At 52.7% G+C, this 15,964-nt stretch carries 16 protein-coding genes; 9 read left to right on the forward strand and 7 right to left on the reverse strand.

Annotated features, from left to right (window positions below):
* Window positions 1–8: 8 nt before the first annotated feature.
* Window positions 9–809, reverse strand: a complete 801-nt coding sequence (locus HGO37_RS22025; protein WP_250985233.1) for an NAD-dependent epimerase/dehydratase family protein — start codon at window positions 807–809, stop codon at window positions 9–11.
* Window positions 810–993: 184 nt separating this feature from the next.
* Here HGO37_RS22025 and HGO37_RS22030 point away from each other — a divergent pair, with 184 nt between their 5' ends.
* The 7 genes from HGO37_RS22030 (at window position 994) to HGO37_RS22060 (ending at window position 7,739) form a co-directional block, all read left to right on the forward strand.
* Window positions 994–1,734 carry a FadR/GntR family transcriptional regulator gene (locus tag HGO37_RS22030; RefSeq protein WP_192489223.1) on the forward strand — a complete coding sequence of 247 codons (741 nt, stop codon included), beginning with the start codon at window positions 994–996 and terminating at the stop codon, window positions 1,732–1,734.
* A 69-nt stretch (window positions 1,735–1,803) separates the two neighbouring features.
* On the forward strand, window positions 1,804–2,715 hold the full coding sequence (kdgD, locus tag HGO37_RS22035) for a 5-dehydro-4-deoxyglucarate dehydratase (RefSeq protein WP_192489222.1): 912 nt from the start codon (window positions 1,804–1,806) through the stop codon (window positions 2,713–2,715).
* The gene (locus tag HGO37_RS22040; protein WP_250985234.1) at window positions 2,712–3,848 is read left to right on the forward strand and encodes a mandelate racemase/muconate lactonizing enzyme family protein; all 1,137 of its coding nucleotides are present in this window, start codon (window positions 2,712–2,714) and stop codon (window positions 3,846–3,848) included. The genes kdgD and HGO37_RS22040 overlap by 4 nt, the downstream gene beginning before the upstream one ends.
* A 2-nt stretch (window positions 3,849–3,850) precedes the next feature.
* Window positions 3,851–4,726: an amidohydrolase family protein gene (locus tag HGO37_RS22045; protein ID WP_285201023.1), complete on the forward strand. Its 876-nt coding sequence runs from the start codon at window positions 3,851–3,853 to the stop codon at window positions 4,724–4,726.
* Between the two features lie 147 nt (window positions 4,727–4,873).
* On the forward strand, window positions 4,874–5,851 hold the full coding sequence (locus tag HGO37_RS22050; RefSeq protein ID WP_192489219.1) for a TRAP transporter substrate-binding protein: 978 nt from the start codon (window positions 4,874–4,876) through the stop codon (window positions 5,849–5,851).
* A gap of 85 nt (window positions 5,852–5,936) precedes the next feature.
* On the forward strand, window positions 5,937–6,458 hold the full coding sequence (locus HGO37_RS22055) for a TRAP transporter small permease (protein ID WP_192489218.1): 522 nt from the start codon (window positions 5,937–5,939) through the stop codon (window positions 6,456–6,458).
* A complete protein-coding gene (locus HGO37_RS22060) occupies window positions 6,459–7,739 on the forward strand; it encodes a TRAP transporter large permease (RefSeq protein WP_192489217.1) in 1,281 nt (426 codons plus the stop codon). It abuts the gene before it with no gap.
* Between the two features lie 75 nt (window positions 7,740–7,814).
* Here HGO37_RS22060 and HGO37_RS22065 read toward each other — a convergent pair whose 3' ends face one another.
* Entirely contained in the window at window positions 7,815–9,008 is a 1,194-nt protein-coding gene (locus HGO37_RS22065; protein WP_250985236.1) for an AGE family epimerase/isomerase, read from the reverse strand.
* 206 nt (window positions 9,009–9,214) lie between these two features.
* On the opposite strand from HGO37_RS22065, the gene HGO37_RS22070 reads away from it, so the two are divergent.
* A complete protein-coding gene (locus HGO37_RS22070; protein WP_250985237.1) occupies window positions 9,215–10,645 on the forward strand; it encodes a mannose-1-phosphate guanylyltransferase/mannose-6-phosphate isomerase in 1,431 nt (476 codons plus the stop codon).
* 53 nt (window positions 10,646–10,698) lie between these two features.
* Here the strand turns inward: HGO37_RS22070 and dps are convergent, their stop codons facing one another.
* The 5 genes from dps to HGO37_RS22095 form a co-directional block, all read right to left on the reverse strand.
* The gene (gene dps / locus HGO37_RS22075; protein WP_285201079.1) at window positions 10,699–11,220 is read right to left on the reverse strand and encodes a DNA starvation/stationary phase protection protein Dps; all 522 of its coding nucleotides are present in this window, start codon (window positions 11,218–11,220) and stop codon (window positions 10,699–10,701) included.
* 112 nt (window positions 11,221–11,332) lie between these two features.
* Window positions 11,333–12,091: an iron ABC transporter ATP-binding protein gene (locus HGO37_RS22080; protein ID WP_250985239.1), complete on the reverse strand. Its 759-nt coding sequence runs from the start codon at window positions 12,089–12,091 to the stop codon at window positions 11,333–11,335.
* Window positions 12,088–13,056 carry an iron chelate uptake ABC transporter family permease subunit gene (locus HGO37_RS22085; protein ID WP_250985240.1) on the reverse strand — a complete coding sequence of 323 codons (969 nt, stop codon included), beginning with the start codon at window positions 13,054–13,056 and terminating at the stop codon, window positions 12,088–12,090. Before HGO37_RS22085 ends, HGO37_RS22080 begins: the two co-directional genes overlap by 4 nt.
* Entirely contained in the window at window positions 13,046–13,972 is a 927-nt protein-coding gene (locus HGO37_RS22090) for an ABC transporter permease (RefSeq protein ID WP_250985351.1), read from the reverse strand. The genes HGO37_RS22085 and HGO37_RS22090 overlap by 11 nt, the downstream gene beginning before the upstream one ends.
* Before the next feature lie 105 nt (window positions 13,973–14,077).
* A complete protein-coding gene (locus HGO37_RS22095; RefSeq protein ID WP_250985241.1) occupies window positions 14,078–15,013 on the reverse strand; it encodes a siderophore ABC transporter substrate-binding protein in 936 nt (311 codons plus the stop codon).
* 280 nt (window positions 15,014–15,293) lie between these two features.
* Between HGO37_RS22095 and alkB the strand changes: the two genes are divergently transcribed.
* Window positions 15,294–15,944 carry a DNA oxidative demethylase AlkB gene (gene alkB / locus HGO37_RS22100; protein ID WP_250985352.1) on the forward strand — a complete coding sequence of 217 codons (651 nt, stop codon included), beginning with the start codon at window positions 15,294–15,296 and terminating at the stop codon, window positions 15,942–15,944.
* The last annotated feature ends 20 nt before the right edge of the window (window positions 15,945–15,964 follow it).

A 15,964-nucleotide genomic window follows, 5' to 3' on the forward strand; every position in this document is an offset into this window, starting at 1 on the left:
TCCGTCGCTTAGTCTTCTGTAAAAATCGGGTCCTTGACGAACTGACCGCCTTGATAAAGCGATAGCGGTTCGTCGGTGCCGGGACGAGGCAAGGTTTTTTCCAACTCGGCGCGGTAAATTTCTGCATTGTCCTTTGGGCGCCAGCCCAGATACTCCGCTTGAGAATTGTCCCACCAACGACTGTCATTGTTGGAAACGCCCCATATGATCGGGCAGCCGAGCAGCGGCGCGCGAAACGCACAATTGATCAATGACGCGAAATCATCATAGGACATCCAGCTCGACAGCATCCGGTAATTGACCGGTTTCTCGACGCAGCTGCCGATGCGCACAAGGGCAGTTTCCTGTCCGAATTTTTCAAAATACATCCGGGCAAGCGCTTCACCAAAGCATTTTGAAACGCCGTAAAGCCCATCCGGGCGCATTGGTGCGCTCGCGTCGATATGCTGGTCCTGGCGATAAAAGCCGATGGTGTGGTTGGAGCTTGCAAAGATAATGCGTGGCTGACCGTTGGCGCGTGCCGCCTCGTAGAGATTGTAGAGACCAAGCAGATTGGCATTCAGGATCTTGGAGAACTTGTCCTCCACTGAAATGCCGCCAAGATGAATGATGCCGTCACATCCTTCCACCAATGTGTGTACCGCTGCTGCATCAGCAAGGTCGCAACGCACGAAGGTCTCGTTGGCCGCCAGCTCACCTTGGATCTCGACGATATCGGAAAGACGCACTTCGTCTGCCATTTTGGAGAATCTGTCGCGCATGGCGCGTCCAAGCCCACCGGCTGCTCCCGTTACCAGAAGTCGCTTCAAAATTCTTCCTCCCGTCGCCAGCCCTCACAGGCTGATTTAATGTAATATGGCTTTGAAGTTATCATACATCTTGATATGGTGTGGTCAACCAGTGTGATTGGTAAGGTGTGGGTTCTGCGTAATTTCTATGATAGCCAACCCGGAAATTGGCATTTGAATGAACGGGATAGGGAAAGAGGCGGGGATGAACACACAGACCAGAATAGAAGGTGGTGCGGGCACGCTGACGGAACGGCTGGGTGAGAATTTGCGCCAAGCAATCGCCGCAGGGCAGTTTCCTCCCGGCACAAAATTGCCCAGTGAGGCGCAGCTCGTTGAGGCGCATGGCGTAAGCCGCACCGTTGTACGAGAGGCGATCGCTGCCTTGCGCGCTGATAAACTGGTCGAGGCGAGACGAGGAGCTGGCGTATTCGTTCTGACGACGCCTGTTGCTAACGATAGTCTCCTTTCCTTGCATGCTGTTGATCCAGCTCGCGTTTCTTCAATGATTGAGTTGCTGGAATTGCGTACGGCGGTTGAGGTTGAGGCTGCCGGCTTGGCAGCGCTTCGTCGCTCGCCCGCGCAGGAAGAAGTAATTTTTGAATGTCATCACGCCGTGCGTGCCTGTCTCGACGCCGGTACATCCAGTTCTGAGGCGGATTTCGCGTTGCATATTGCCATCGCTGAGGCTGCCAACAATTCGAGGTTTCCGGAGTTCTTGACGATGATTGGCCGCAATGCCATTCCGCGTGCGGCGCTAAGCAGTGACGAGTCCGAGGCCGATCAAGCGGCCTATATCAAGCTTCTTGATAAAGAACATGATCGAATCGTTGTGGCTATTTCCAATGGTGACGAGGATGCGGCGAGAGAAGCGATGCGTGCTCATTTGCGCGGTAGCCAAGCCCGATACAGGGCGTTGCTGCGCGAGCAGCGAAAACATGTATGATAACTATTGACACTTTTCTGGCCTAGACGTATGACAAGTTAACTGAGTACGTAGAAAAGGAAATCAGTGATGAATCCGCAAGAAATCAAGGTCGCGCTTGGCTCGGGCCTATTGTCGTTCCCCGTCACGCACTTTGATGCACAAGGCAAATTCCAGGCTGAAAGCTATCGTCGTCACGTTGAATGGCTGGCTGGTTATGACGCTCCTGTGCTTTTTGCTGCTGGCGGTACGGGCGAATTTTTCTCGCTGGCTCCGTCTGAAATTCCCGACATTGTCCGCGCAGCCAAGGAAGCGTCTGGTAAGACTGCGATCGTTTCTGGTTGTGGTTACGGCACGGAAATGGCCATCGATCTGGCGCGTTCCGTTGAAAAGGCGGGCGCTGACGGCATTCTCCTTCTGCCACACTATCTGATTGATGCCCCACAGGAAGGTCTTTACCAACACGTAAAGCGCGTCTGCCAGTCCATCGGTATTGGCGTCATGGTTTACAACCGCGACAATTCCGTTCTTCAGGCTGACACGTTGAAGCGCCTGTGTGACGAGTGCCCGAACCTGGTTGGTTTCAAGGACGGTACCGGTGACATTGGTCTCGTTCGTCAGGTGAGTGCAACGATGGGTGACCGTCTGACGTATCTTGGTGGCATGCCGACCGCCGAACTGTTCGCCGAAGCTTATCTGGGCGCTGGTTTCACAACCTACTCTTCTGCCGTGTTTAACTTCGTGCCCGGTCTGGCTATGGAGTTCTACAATGCTCTGCGTGCGGGTGATCGCACAAAGTGTGAAACTATTCTCAAAGACTTCTTCTACCCGTTCATGGCTTTGCGCAGCCGTCGCAAGGGTTATGCGGTTTCCGCGGTTAAGGCCGGTGTTCGCCTGCAGGGCTTCGATGCGGGCAAGGTTCGTCCACCGCTTGATGATCTGACCAAGGAAGAAGAAGCAATCCTCGACAAGCTCATCGGTACCTGGAAGCGCAGCGCATGAAAATAACAGCAGTCCGCACACATCTGCTCGAACATCGTCTTTCGGTTCCTTTCGAAAGTGCTTCAATGCGCTTCGATCGTCGCCTGCATGTTCTGGTAGAGATCGTTTGTGATGATGGCACCATTGGCTGGGGCGAATGCCTTGGCCCTGCGAAAGCAAATGCTGCCGTCGTCGGAACCTATGCGGGCTGGCTGATTGGCGAAAACCCGCTGGAAACGGAAAAGCTCTGGGCGAAGCTCTATAATGCGCTTCGCGACCAGGGGCAGCGCGGTCTTACACTGACCGCGCTTTCCGGTATCGATATCGCGCTATGGGATATCAAGGGCAAGCACTTCGGTGTTCCCGTTTCCACATTGCTGGGTGGTCGTTTTCGTGAATCTGTCCGTGCATATGCCACGGGCAGCTTCAAACGTGATGGCGTCAATCGTGTTGAGGACAACGCGAAGGAAGCCGCCCGCTACCGCGCGGAAGGGTTTCACGCCAGCAAGATCAAGATCGGTTTTGGTGTCGCCGAAGACCTTCAGGTCATTCGCGCCGTCCGCGAGGCGATCGGCCCGGATATGCGGTTGATGATCGATGCCAACCATGGTTATGGGGTTCTTGAAGCCATTGAACTCGGTCGCAAGGCGGCTGAATACAATATCGACTGGTTTGAAGAACCCGTTGTGCCGGAGCAACTGGCTGCCTACCGTGAGGTGCGCGCCAAGCAGCCCATTCCGGTTGCCGGTGGTGAGACATGGCATAGTCGCTGGGGTATGAAGGAGCCGCTTGAAACCCGAGCGGTCGATATTATTCAGCCTGATCTCTGTGGTGTGGGTGGTTTTACAGAGGCCCGCCGCGTTGCGGATTTTGCGTCCATTCACGGCGTGCGCGTGGTGCCGCATGTCTGGGGAACTGCGGTACAGATTGCTGCAGCCTTGCAGTTCATGGCATCAATGGTGCCAGACCCTGTTCGCACAAACCCTGTTGAGCCTATCCTTGAGTTTGATCGCACGGACAATCCTTATCGTCAGGCTATCGTCAAGACACCGCTGGAGCATGTCAACGGTGTGGTTTCCATACCGAATGCGCCCGGCCTTGGCATAGAGATAAACCGTGACGCGCTGGCGGAATTCCGCCTGAAGGAGGCTTGATAATGGTTGTCAGGACCCTCTCTGGCCCCGCTCCGAAAATTACATTGCCAAAAGGCGCAGTGGACACGCAGATGCACATGTATCTGCCAGGCTTTCCGGCTTTGCCGGGCGGCCCTGATTTGCCGGCAGGCGCGCTGCCGGACGCGGAGCAATATCGCAGTTTTATGAAATGGCTCGGTATCGATCGCGTCATCATCACCCAAGGCAATGCTCACCAGCGTGATAATGGCAATTTGGTCGCCTGCCTCACAGAAATGGGCGAGGTGGCGCGCGGCGTTGCGGTGATTTCAGCAGATACAGCGGATCGTGATCTCGATGCGCTGGCAGAGGCCGGCGTTGTTGGCGCACGTATCATGGATCTGCCTGGCGGTGCGGTTGGTCTTGAGGCACTGGAAGATGTGGATGCCCGGGCATCGGCGCGCAATTGGATGGTTGCCGTGCAGTTCGATGGCAGTAACATTGGCGATCACGAAGAACGCCTGTCGCGTTTGAAATCCCGCTGGGTGCTTGATCATCATGGCAAGTTCTTTTGTGGCGTGACACCGCAAAGCCCGCAGATCGATGCTCTGAAGCGTCTGATCGATAAGGGTAATTGCTGGTTCAAATTTGCGGGTGTCTACGAATCCGCCAAAAGCGCTGGTCCTGACTATGAGGATGTTGCTGCTGTGGCACGTGAGATTGCGGCCTACGCGCCTGAGCGCATCGTCTGGGGCACGAACTGGCCACACAATCTGGCGAAAACAACTGCTGATTATCCTGACGATGCGGCTTTGGCTGACACCGTCCTTGGCTGGTTTGCTGACGATGCCGCCCGCAGGCTGGCGTTGGTTTCCAACCCCGAGGCACTTTTTAATCTGCCTGCATTTACAGCGGCATAAGTTTAACCGCATGCGCCGGGGGAGTGGAGGCTCTCGCGCATTGTGCCCAGAGAATGAAAGGCATTGCATACCCGCCCGAACGGGCAGGACGACAGCGGATCCGCGACCTGGGGAAGGTCGGGCCGTTTTAACGGAGGAGGACTAATAATGAAAAAGATAGCTGGCATGCTTTGCGTTGCCATGGGCATGGCCCTTGGCAGTGTTTCTGCGCAGGCGCAGGAGATTAACTTGCGTTCTGCTGATATCCATCCGGATGGCTACCCGACGGTCGAAGCCGTCAAATATATGGGTGAGCTGCTTTCTGAGCGGACCAATGGCCGCATTAAAATACAGGTCATGAACAACGCTGTACTTGGCGGCGAAAAAGACACCATCGAACAGACCCGCTTCGGCGTCATCGACATGAACCGCGTTAACGCGGCTCCCTTCAATAACCTGGTCAAGGAAACGACCGTTTTGGGTCTACCTTTCCTGTTCCGTTCTACCGAGCATATGCACAACACGGTGGACGGTCCGATTGGTGATGAGGTGCTGGCCGCCTTCGAGCCCCATGGTTTGATTGGTCTGGCATTTTATGATTCCGGGGCGCGGTCTTTCTACACCACCAAAAAGCCAATCGAAAAACTCGACGACCTCAAGGGGCTGAAAATTCGCGTTCAGCAATCCGACCTTTGGATCGCGATGATGCAAGCGTTTGGTGCCAACCCGACACCGATGCCTATGGGCGAAGTTTATTCGTCGCTGGAAACCGGCGTTGTCGATGGCGCGGAAAACAACTGGCCGTCGTACGAATCCGCCCGTCACTTCGAAGTGGCCAAGAACTACACTCTTACTGAACACTCTCTGAACCCTGAAATCCTCGTTATATCCAAGGTGTCCTGGGACAAGCTGTCGCCTGAAGATCAGACGCTTGTTCGTCAGGCTGCCAAGGATTCTGTTGGCAAAATGCGCGAACTTTGGAGTGCTCGTGAAAAGGCTTCCGAAGAAAAAGTTCGTGCCGGTGGCGTCAATGTCATCAAAGTCAATAAGGAGGAATTCGCTGCCGTTATGAAGCCGGTTTACGACAAGTTCGTCACCGATCCGAAGATGAAAGATCTTCTGGAGCGCGTTCAGGCGGTCAAGTGAACAGTTACACGGAGGACCGGCTCATTATTGAGCCGGTCTTTTTTTATCTCCAGCTGCATGGGCTGGAGTTGTGGAGGACGGGAACATGCGAAATTTTATGAGGGCGATACGCCCCGGTCTTGGTGCGCTCAATCGTGCATCGCTTTATGTCGCTGGCGTCGGCATGGTTATCATGACGCTGATTATCGGCTGGCAGGTTTTCAGCCGCTACATATTGAATGATTCGCCAAGTTGGTCCGAACCTTTGTCCATTCATCTTATGGCCTGGTTCATCATGCTTGGGGCAGCTGTTGGCGTGCGTGAAAGCGTACATCTTGGGCTGGATATCATTCGCTACATGATGAGACCCGGCATCCAGAAAATAATGGATATGATCAGTCTCGGTCTCATTGTCTTCTTTGGGGCGGCGATGACCTTTTACGGCGTGCAGCTTTGCATGGGCACATGGACGGCGACGATTCCGGTTCTGGGATGGCCTGGCGGTGTGGACTTTTTCCCGCTGATCGGTGGTGGTTTTCTTATTGCACTCTTTGGCACTGAGCGATTCATTGATGTTGCTCTCGGCGAGGAAATTGCAGCGGATGTGATCGTGCAGGAGGCTGCGTAAATGGCATACACTATTCTTTTCGGGGTCTTTACCCTGTTAATGTTGATAGGCACACCTATCGCATTTTGTCTCGGCATCGCTTCCCTTGCCACCGTTCTCTATATGGGGCTTCCGCCGGTTGTTATCTTCCAGCAAATGAATTCGGGCATGAGCGTGTTTGCCATGATGGCTATTCCGTTTTTCATCTTTGCGGGTGACCTGATGGTGCGCGGCGGTATTGCACATCGTCTCATACGGTTCGCGGCAGGCCTTGTTGGTCACATGCGTGGAGGGCTTGGGCAGGTCAACATTGTGGCGTCAACGTTGTTCGGCGGTATTTCTGGTTCCGCTGTTGCTGACGCATCGGCTGTGGGTGGTCTGATGATCCCTCAGATGGCTGCACGTGGTTATGACAAGGATTACGCCGTCAACGTAACTGTCAATGCGGCGATCATTGCGCTGATGATCCCGCCATCGCACAACATGATCCTTTATTCGATCGCCGCTGGTGGCAATGTCTCGGTCGCGGATTTGTTTACAGCAGGGATTATTCCGGGTTTCCTGCTTGCCGCTGCTTTGATGGTAACCGCCTATATTGTTGCACGTCGAAAGGGTTATCCATCTGAGCCGTTTCCGGGCTTTTCCAAGCTGTTTTATTACTTGCTTGCTTCGTTTCCGGGCATCCTGTTGATCGGCATTATCTTTGGTGGTGTTCGTTCCGGTGTTTTTACCGCAACGGAAAGTTCGTGCATTGCGGTGCTCTACGCCTTTTTGGTTGCCATGTTGGTCTACCGTGAGTTGAACTGGGAAGGTTTTGTTGAGGCGGTGATGGGGGCCGTGCGCACCACTGCCATGGTGTTGCTGGTTATTGGTACAGCCGCTGCATTTGGGTGGCTAATGGCTTTCCTTCAGGTGCAGACCCTTATGATCAGTGCCATCAGTGCGATCTCGGACAATCCGATCATCGTTTTGCTTGTCATCAACATCATTCTGCTGTTGCTTGGTACATTCATGGACATGGCACCGATGGTGATCATCTCCACACCAGTGCTGCTGCCAGTTGTGAAAGCCTTTGGTATAGATCCCGTACATTTCGGCGTCGTGATGATCCTCAATGCAGGCATCGGTCTCAACACGCCACCCGTTGGTACAGTGCTGTTTGTCGGATGTGCTGTCGGAGGAATATCGATACGAGAGGCGATGCGAACCATCTGGCCGTTCTTCGGCGCGAGCGTTCTGGTGCTACTGGCGGTAACCTATATTCCAGCGCTGTCGCTCTGGTTACCAAGCCTCTTTAAGTAACAGCTTGCAGTATCACAAAAAAACCGCCGCAGACATGGTTTGCGGCGGTTTTTGTTTTGTGATTGTCTAGTTTTATTAGCTTTTATCGATGCGCTCTAAAACGTCACAAGCTTCGTGGATTGCACAGACAATATGATAAAATGTGCTGGCGGGTGCCGGTTCATCAATCATGCCGCCGTCCTTGGTCCACTTGTCGTACCAAAGGCCCCTGATTGGTGTCTCCAAAAAGGGTTGAAGTGCATCCAATGCTTTCGAACTTGAGGCAAGGTATCGTTGCCGTTCGTCGCCGGTTGAATTGATCGCCAGTTGCAATGACGCCTTCAGCCATTCGGTCTGTGGCCACAACCGCGCCAGGCTGTCCCTCACGGTGAAGTCGTCCTTCAGGCCCATTATGACGATCTTGCGATCTGGGCAAACGCCGTGCGTTTCGGCAATTTCGAACAGTCGTTTTGCCTTTTGAATTGCTTCCGGCGAGTGCCGTGAAGAGCCATAACGAACCAGAAGCCATGCCCATTCGAATTGATGTCCCGGTTCGACCAACTTTCCTGCATCTCCTGGCATTGGCTGCCAATCGTGATCGAAAAATTCACGCAGCACACCGCTGTCTGCGTCAATGAAATGGTTCATTGCAAGCGCGGCGATCTCGTCAGTCAATTCCATCCAAGGTCCGGTCGGATCGACCTTTTCCCAGGCCTGCATTGTCTCGAACAGATGCATATGGGGATTGGAACCGAGGGGCTGTCGTGGCGGATTGGCTTCCTCGAAACCAGCGACAGGATGTTTATACTCTCTTTTCAGAGCGTCCAGTATGGACAGCGCCTTGGCGCGCATTTCAGCTTTCTTCTCAGGCATTGCGATAGAAAGCTCTGCACAAGCAAAAAGTGCAAAAGCCTGATTGTACAGGTCAAATGTTGGATCAATCAATTGGCCATCTGCCGAGGCTAGATTGCCGTAAAGACCGCTGTCCAACCGATAGGTTTTATCAAACCAAGCGACACCCTGCTCAACGGCTGATTGCCAAGGGCCAGTCCATCCAGAGTGCCCGGCAGCAGCAAAACAATAAGTCTGTCGTGGTTGAACACGCGAACGCCTGTCGTCACTGAATATCGGAATTCCGTCTTGGCCAATGCGCTCATGGAAGCCACGGCCGTCTGCTGCTAGACCGGTTTTGATCCACAAGGGCAAGGCATCCACGTCGAGCCATCGACGTAGTTCAGAAACCCTGTTTTCAAGTGTATTCACCCGGCTCGCCGGTGACGATAAGGTCATATCTATCCTTCCGATCTCGTGCCTCATGTCATCATAATGCATCAATATCAAGGTTGGTTCATCGCTTAATTTTTATGCAGTTCATGTGTGGAGTTTACTCGGGGGATAACCGTTTGTCTTGACCCGAAACTTTTCCTGGTGAACATTTATTACGTGTATGCATTTAGGGTATATGTTCAAAATTGTTTTAGAATGGGCTGATTGGTATGAGTGATATGACGGATAAAATTACCCCGGTGCTTCTCGCAGGAGGTTCGGGGTCAAGGTTATGGCCAGTCTCACGTGATCAATTGCCTAAACAATTTCAGCCATTGGTTGGAAATCTCTCCACCTATCAGCAGACATTGAAACGTGTTTCAAATCCCAAGCTTTATGCGTCGCCGCTTGTCATCACCAACGAGGATTTCCGGTTTTTCGCCAAACGTCAGGCAGAAGATGTTGAGGTGCCGACCACAGTGGTGTTGGAGCCTGCACGACGCGATAGTGCAGCGGCGATGGCAGTTGCAGCCGTCATGGCGGAGCGGCGCTCAGCAGGTTCCTTGGTGTTGGCGTTGGCCGCCGACCACGTTGTGCTGGACGAGGGGCTGTTTTCTGATGCGGTGAAACTGGGATGTGAAGCCGCAAAACAAGGCAACATTGTTGTCTTCGGTCTGGTTCCGACTGAACCTAGGACTGCCTACGGTTACATCAATCCCGGTGAGTTGTTTTCCGATAACGAAGATCTGCGCATCGTCGAAGCCTTCGTCGAGAAGCCGAATGCTGAGACGGCCGTCAGTTATTTGCAAAAGGGATATCTGTGGAATTCAGGTAACTTCCTATTTCGCTCCGACGTGATGATTGCGGAATTACGTGCATTCTCCCCTGAGATTCTGGACGCTGTTGAAAAGGCCGTGGACCTTTCAAAACAGGACCTTGGTTTTGTCCGTCTGGATCAGGAAAGCTTTGAGGCATCTCCTAAAAACTCAATTGATTACGCGGTGATTGAAAAAACCAAACGTATGGCGGTGGTGCGTGGTCACTTCCGTTGGTCCGATATTGGCAGTTGGGACGCAATCTGGGAGGTTGCCGACAAACAGCAAGGTGACAACGCAATTGAAGGCAATGGTCTCATTGTCGATTCCGAAGGATGCCTTGTGCATTCACACGGTCTGATGACGACGGTTGTCGGTGCAAAGGATCTTGTTGTCGTCTCAACCAAGGATGCGGTTCTGGTTGTACCGAAAAACAAGACACAGGCTGTGAAAGGCCTCGTTGAGCAGCTGAAGGCCGAAGGCCGGAATGTTGAAACGGAAGTTCACACCCGCGCCTACCGTCCGTGGGGATATGTGGAGAGCATGGATGATGGCGAACGGTTTGGTGTGCGTCGAACGATGCTTGATCCCGGCACTCGGACTTCCTTGCAAAAGCACATGCATCGCTCCGAGCATCTTATCGTTGTTAAGGGCACGGCCAGTGTGACGATCAGTTTGGAAACCCTACTTCTAACCGAAAACCAATCTATCTACATCCCAATTGGCGCGCTACACCGCATCGCCAATGAAGGCCGCATTCCGCTCGAGATTATCGAGGTGCGTACTGGTGGCTATCTCGGCGAGGATGATATTATCCGTGTCGAAGACGACTACAAACGAGATTGAGTGACAAAAAAGCCCCGGTTTTGCCGGGGCTTTTTTGATTATGGGAACGTGTTTCAGTTCTTTTCCTGAACATGAGCTTCCAGGAACCACAAGGCCTTGTCCAGATCGCGCGACGCTGCCGTGAAAATATCGGCGGTGTTCGCATCACCGGCTTCATCAGCTTCATCAATGGCTTTTCGAACCATGTTGGCAACATCGCCATAACGTTCGATCAGCGCTTGAAGATGGTCGTGCACGGGGTAAATGTCCGTAGGGTAGGCTGCAAGTTTTGTCGCAGCAGAAACAGCCTGCAGGCTGCCAAGTGCTGTACCGCCCAATTGCACAACTCTTTCAGCAATTGTGTCGCCGTGGTCATCAAGCTGGTTGCGGAAACCATCCAGCATCTCGTGAACGGCTATGAACTGTGGGCCCTTAAGATTCCAGTGTGCTTGTTTGGTTGCCAGTGCCAGATCAATGATCGAAGCAAGTGCCTCATTCAACAATGCGCTTACTGTTGTCTTGGCATTCGATGGCAAATCATTTTTGGTCTTATGGGTTTTCAAGTCTGTCTTCCTTCTCTCTTTACTGGCAGTCAGAACTGGCCTCGTTCAAAACTTTTATGGACCCGACTAGGTTCCGTCCTGTCTGAAGGCGCGGTTTGAAAACCATGAAATTATCAAAAAATACATGATCTATCGCGGCGGACGATCATTCATAAAACAATCCGATGCGTCGCCCGTCGATCTCATGAATGGCGATTTGCATATCGTAAATCTCTCTTAGCGCATCGGTGTCGATAATGTCATTGACCGTTCCAGTGCCCCACACCTTTCCGTCGCGCATCGCAATGATATTGTCGGAATACCAAGAGGCGAAGTTGATATCGTGCAGCACCAGCACCACGGTCTTTTTCAAGTCGTCGGCGGCCTTGCGCAATATTTTCATCATAGCGCTGGCATGTTTCATATCAAGGTTGTTCAAGGGCTCGTCCAGCAGCACATAATCGGTGTCCTGGCACAGAACCATTGCGACAAATGCGCGTTGACGTTGCCCGCCAGATAGCTCATCGAGAAAGCGGTCTGCAAGAGGTTCAAGGTTGAGATATTGCATTGCCTGATCGACATGCACCTTGTCTTCGACAGTCGGGCGTCCCTTGGAATAGGGATATCTGCCGAATGTTACCAGATCGCGCACGGTAAGGCGTGATGAAATATGATTGTCCTGTCGTAATATGGAAAGACGACGGGCAAGTTGGTCGCTTTGCGTTTTCGTCACGTCCATGCCGTCAACGGTAACCGTTCCCTTATCCATAGCCATCAGGCGCGCGATAATGGACAGTAGTGTTGATTTTCCCGCCCCGTTGGGACCGATAATCGAGGTCAAACCTCCGACAGGAATTGTGATGGAAACATCATCGACAACCAATGAGTTGCCGTATGCCTTGCTGATGCCGTTGGTGACGATCATCGAGCACCCCGTTTGAGAATGAGAACAATAAAGACGATGCCACCGAGAAACTCGATGACGATTGAAAGTGCCGTGTCGAACGCGAAGACCCGTTCCAGGATCACCTGTCCGCCGACAAGGCAGATGACGCCGATCAAGATTGCGGCTGGCAGGACATGGCAATGTTTGCCCGAGCCGGTCAAGTAATGTGCAAGGGCTGCAATGAGCAGCCCAAAAAACATCACTGGTCCGACAAGGGCGGTGGACACTGCAACCATAATGGAAATGAGCACAAGAAGAGCGGTGACGACACGTTTATGCGCGACGCCCAGACTTATCGCTGCAGGCCTTCCTAGCGACAGGACGTCAAAGGTGTGAAACAGTCTCAGGCCAGCGAGGCTGGCCAATGCAACAATAGCAGCAGAAATAGCCAACAACGTTGTATCAATTGTGTTGAAGCTGGCGAACAGTGTGTCCTGCAACACCATGAATTCATTCGGATCCAGCACACGTTGCATGAAACTGGAGAGGCTGCGAAACAGCACACCGAAGATTATTCCGACCAGCACCAACAGGTGCAGGCTGCGTTCGCCGCCGGAAAACAACCAGCGGAAAAGAATGCCGGCAAAAAAGACCAGCAGTAGGGTTTCACCGATAAATCGCAAACGAGGATCGATCAAAAGCACTTCGGAAGATCCGAAGGCGAAGACCATGAATGTGTGCACCAGCACAAATAGGGAATCGAACCCCATGACTGCTGGCGTCAGAATGCGATTGTTGGTCACCGTTTGGAACATGACGGTTGAGACCGCAATCGCATAGGCAACCAGCAAAAGTGCCGCCAATTTTATGCCGCGGAATTTGAGAACGAATGCCCAGCTTCCCTTTGCACCAAGTGTCATGAAGGCAATGATGGCAACGATTGCCAGAGCGGAGAGGACCACCAGGATAATGACGGGGCGTTTCTGCTGCAGATCAGTGGGCATGGTCACGCTTCCGAAGCAAAAGATAGAGAAATAAAGCGCTACCAACGACCCCGACGACGGTTCCAATCGGGATTTCGTACGGTGCACGGATTGTCCTGCCGACAATATCGCAAGACAGCACAAAGATTGCGCCAAGGGTCGCAACCCATGGCACGGAACGGCGCATGTTATCTCCAATCATCAGGCTGACGATGTTCGGCACGATAAGCCCGAGAAAAGGGATCATGCCGACTGTGACCACGACGACGGCTGAAACCAGGGACACAATGACCAGACCGAATGTCACCACGCGGCGGTAATTGAGGCCAAGATTGGTTGTGAAGTCACGGCCCATGCCGGCGACGGTAAATCTGTCTGCTGCCAGATAGGCTGCAATGGCAAAACAAAAGCCAATCCAAAGCAATTCATAGCGTCCACGCAAAACGCCGGAGAAGTCTCCTGTTGTCCATGCCAAAAGGGACTGCGTGAGTTCGTAACGGTAAGCAAAAAATGCCGTTATCGCACTGATGATGCCCCCGAGCATAATGCCGATGAGCGGAACGAGCAGCATATCACGCAGGGGAATTTCACGCAGTATCCGCAAGAAGAGCGCGGTTCCTGCCAGTGCAAATGCCGCCGCCACCAGCATCTTACCAAAAATGGGAGTTTGCGGTGCAAGAAGAGTAACAGTCAGAAGGCCGAGGCTGGCGGATTCGATTGTGCCCGCTGTCGATGGCTCAACGAAGCGATTGCGAACCAGCATTTGCATTATGAGTCCGGCAATTGCCATGGAGCTGCCGGCAAGTATAAGGGCGAGCGTCCGGGGGATGCGGCTGACGACCAGTACTTGGACGGCGCGCGCTTCCGTATCCGACGACATCAATGTCGAAAGTGACACATTGCTGACCCCGATGAAAAGGCTGGTGACGGCCAACATTAGGGCTGCGAGCAGGACTAGAGCCAGATATTTCAACGTAGTGTCCTAATGCGCGATCGCTCCCGATGGCATTGGTCATCGGGAGCGGAAATGAAGAGCTTGGAATTATTTCTTTTCGGACACTGCTTTGTAAACCTGATCGATCAGCGTTGTAAGGGCTGTATAGCCGCTGCTGACAATGTAGGCGGCCTGTGGGTCCAGATAGACGATCTGGCCTTTTTTCCACGCTGTGGTTTGGTGAACCAGTTCGTTGTCGAGAACCTTTTGGGATGCATCACCGCCACTGTTGCCCACACCAGCGTCGCGGTCTACGACGAACAGCCAATCAGGATTTGCTTCAAGGAGATACTCGAACGATACGATGTCTCCACCGTGGAAACGGTCGTCAATGTCTTCTGCAACCGTCTTGAAGCCAACTTCTTTGTGCAGCCAGCCAACCCGTGAGTTAGGGCCATAAGCGCCAACTTTGCCCGCATTCGTGACAAGGATCATTGCTGTGCCGGCGTCGGCAGCCACAGCCTTGAGGGCAACAATTTTTTCGTCGATTGTCGCATCAAGTTTTGCAGCTTCAGCATCCTTACCAAACACTTTACCTAGGGTCAGGATATTGGCCTTGGTGCTCGCAATGTAGTTTTTTGCATCGACAGACATATCCAGCGCTGGGACAATTGCAGAGACTTCTGGATATTTGGCGCGAGAGCGGCCACCAACGATGGCAAGATCTGCTTCTGCCGCATTGATTGCTTCATAATCCGGCTCAAAAAGCGTTCCAACCTTCAAATATTTGGCATCTGAATATTTGGAAAGATATGCTGGTAGGTTGGAGGCTAGGACACCCGCGGGCTCAACGCCCAAAGCATCCATGGTGTCCAGTGAAGGGATGTCGAGAACCAAAACCTTCTGCGGAACGCCCTTGAGTACAGTCTCTCCCTGACCATGCTTGATGCTGATGTCTTGAGCGTTTGCTGTGAGGGCGCCGAACCCGAAAGCTGCGACAGCAAACAGGCGGGCAGGGTGAAGGGGCTTGAAGTTCACTGACATTTCTTTTGTCGTCCCGTAATGAAGAAAGCCACATTTGAGTGTGGTTGGATATTAATATGATATCTTTCGTCATCTTTAATTGCTTAGGTTTACGATGTCAAAAAACCTATTTCAGAACGATTCTAAATTTCTCTGGTGTTAATTTGCTTGATCGACAGGCAGGTTGATAAAGGGACAAAAAAATAGGATTCGGGAATGGAATGGGTGCGAATAACCCCTGTTACGTGCGACGATATGGCGTATCTCTTTCAAGGCAAAACAAGCACAGGAGGTTCTGATGATGGATGATTTATTTGCGGAGATGAAATCACCAGAACCGTCTCGGGAGGACTTGGCAGAAGGGGCCGTATTGCTACGTCAACGGGCGCTTGACGTGGAGGACAAGTTACTGGATGGGGTGTGCCAGATTTCCGACCGCGCGCCGTTTCGCAAAATGGTGACGCCTGGCGGCTTTTCCATGTCGGTTGCCATGACCAACTGCGGTAGGGCAGGTTGGATTACGGATCGTCGAGGTTATCGATATCAGGAGAATGATCCGGAGACGGGACAGCCTTGGCCTGCCATGCCTGACGTTTTTCACAAACTTGCCGAACAGGCCGCGGCAGAGGCGGGATACAATGGTTTTTCACCTGATGCTTGCCTGATAAACCGTTACGAGCCCGGTGCACGCATGTCGCTTCATCAGGATCGGGACGAAAAGGATTTTCAAAACCCAATCGTCTCCATATCGCTCGGTCTGCCGGCGACATTCCAGTTCGGAGGTCTAAAACGAACAGATGAGGTCAAAAAATACCTGCTGCAGCATGGCGATGTCGTTGTCTGGGGCGGCGCCTCACGCCTGTTCTACCACGGTGTCCTGACGTTGAAAGACGGCGATCATCCCAAAACCGGTCATGTCAGATACAATCTCACATTCCGCAAGGCGTATTAGTTGTCAAACTGGAAGCATTC

Origin of the sequence: Rhizobium sp. CG4, from assembly GCF_023701965.1 — a bacterium.
Taxonomy (GTDB): domain Bacteria; phylum Pseudomonadota; class Alphaproteobacteria; order Rhizobiales; family Rhizobiaceae; genus Agrobacterium.

Bases quoted from the DNA above. Each gene is read 5' to 3' on its own strand.
- HGO37_RS22090 (WP_250985351.1), bottom strand. From the start codon at position 13,972: ATGTTGGCCGTCACCAGCCTTTTCATCGGGGTCAGCAATGTGTCACTT.
- HGO37_RS22040 (WP_250985234.1), top strand. From the start codon at position 2,712: ATGAAAATAACAGCAGTCCGCACACATCTGCTCGAACATCGTCTTTCG.
- HGO37_RS22085 (WP_250985240.1), bottom strand. From the start codon at position 13,056: ATGCCCACTGATCTGCAGCAGAAACGCCCCGTCATTATCCTGGTGGTC.
- HGO37_RS22050 (WP_192489219.1), top strand. From the start codon at position 4,874: ATGAAAAAGATAGCTGGCATGCTTTGCGTTGCCATGGGCATGGCCCTT.
- alkB (WP_250985352.1), top strand. From the start codon at position 15,294: ATGGATGATTTATTTGCGGAGATGAAATCACCAGAACCGTCTCGGGAG.
- HGO37_RS22065 (WP_250985236.1), bottom strand. From the start codon at position 9,008: ATGACCTTATCGTCACCGGCGAGCCGGGTGAATACACTTGAAAACAGG.
- HGO37_RS22080 (WP_250985239.1), bottom strand. From the start codon at position 12,091: ATGATCGTCACCAACGGCATCAGCAAGGCATACGGCAACTCATTGGTT.
- HGO37_RS22070 (WP_250985237.1), top strand. From the start codon at position 9,215: ATGAGTGATATGACGGATAAAATTACCCCGGTGCTTCTCGCAGGAGGT.
- kdgD (WP_192489222.1), top strand. From the start codon at position 1,804: ATGAATCCGCAAGAAATCAAGGTCGCGCTTGGCTCGGGCCTATTGTCG.
- HGO37_RS22055 (WP_192489218.1), top strand. From the start codon at position 5,937: ATGCGAAATTTTATGAGGGCGATACGCCCCGGTCTTGGTGCGCTCAAT.
- HGO37_RS22045 (WP_285201023.1), top strand. From the start codon at position 3,851: ATGGTTGTCAGGACCCTCTCTGGCCCCGCTCCGAAAATTACATTGCCA.
- HGO37_RS22030 (WP_192489223.1), top strand. From the start codon at position 994: ATGAACACACAGACCAGAATAGAAGGTGGTGCGGGCACGCTGACGGAA.
- HGO37_RS22095 (WP_250985241.1), bottom strand. From the start codon at position 15,013: ATGTCAGTGAACTTCAAGCCCCTTCACCCTGCCCGCCTGTTTGCTGTC.
- HGO37_RS22060 (WP_192489217.1), top strand. From the start codon at position 6,459: ATGGCATACACTATTCTTTTCGGGGTCTTTACCCTGTTAATGTTGATA.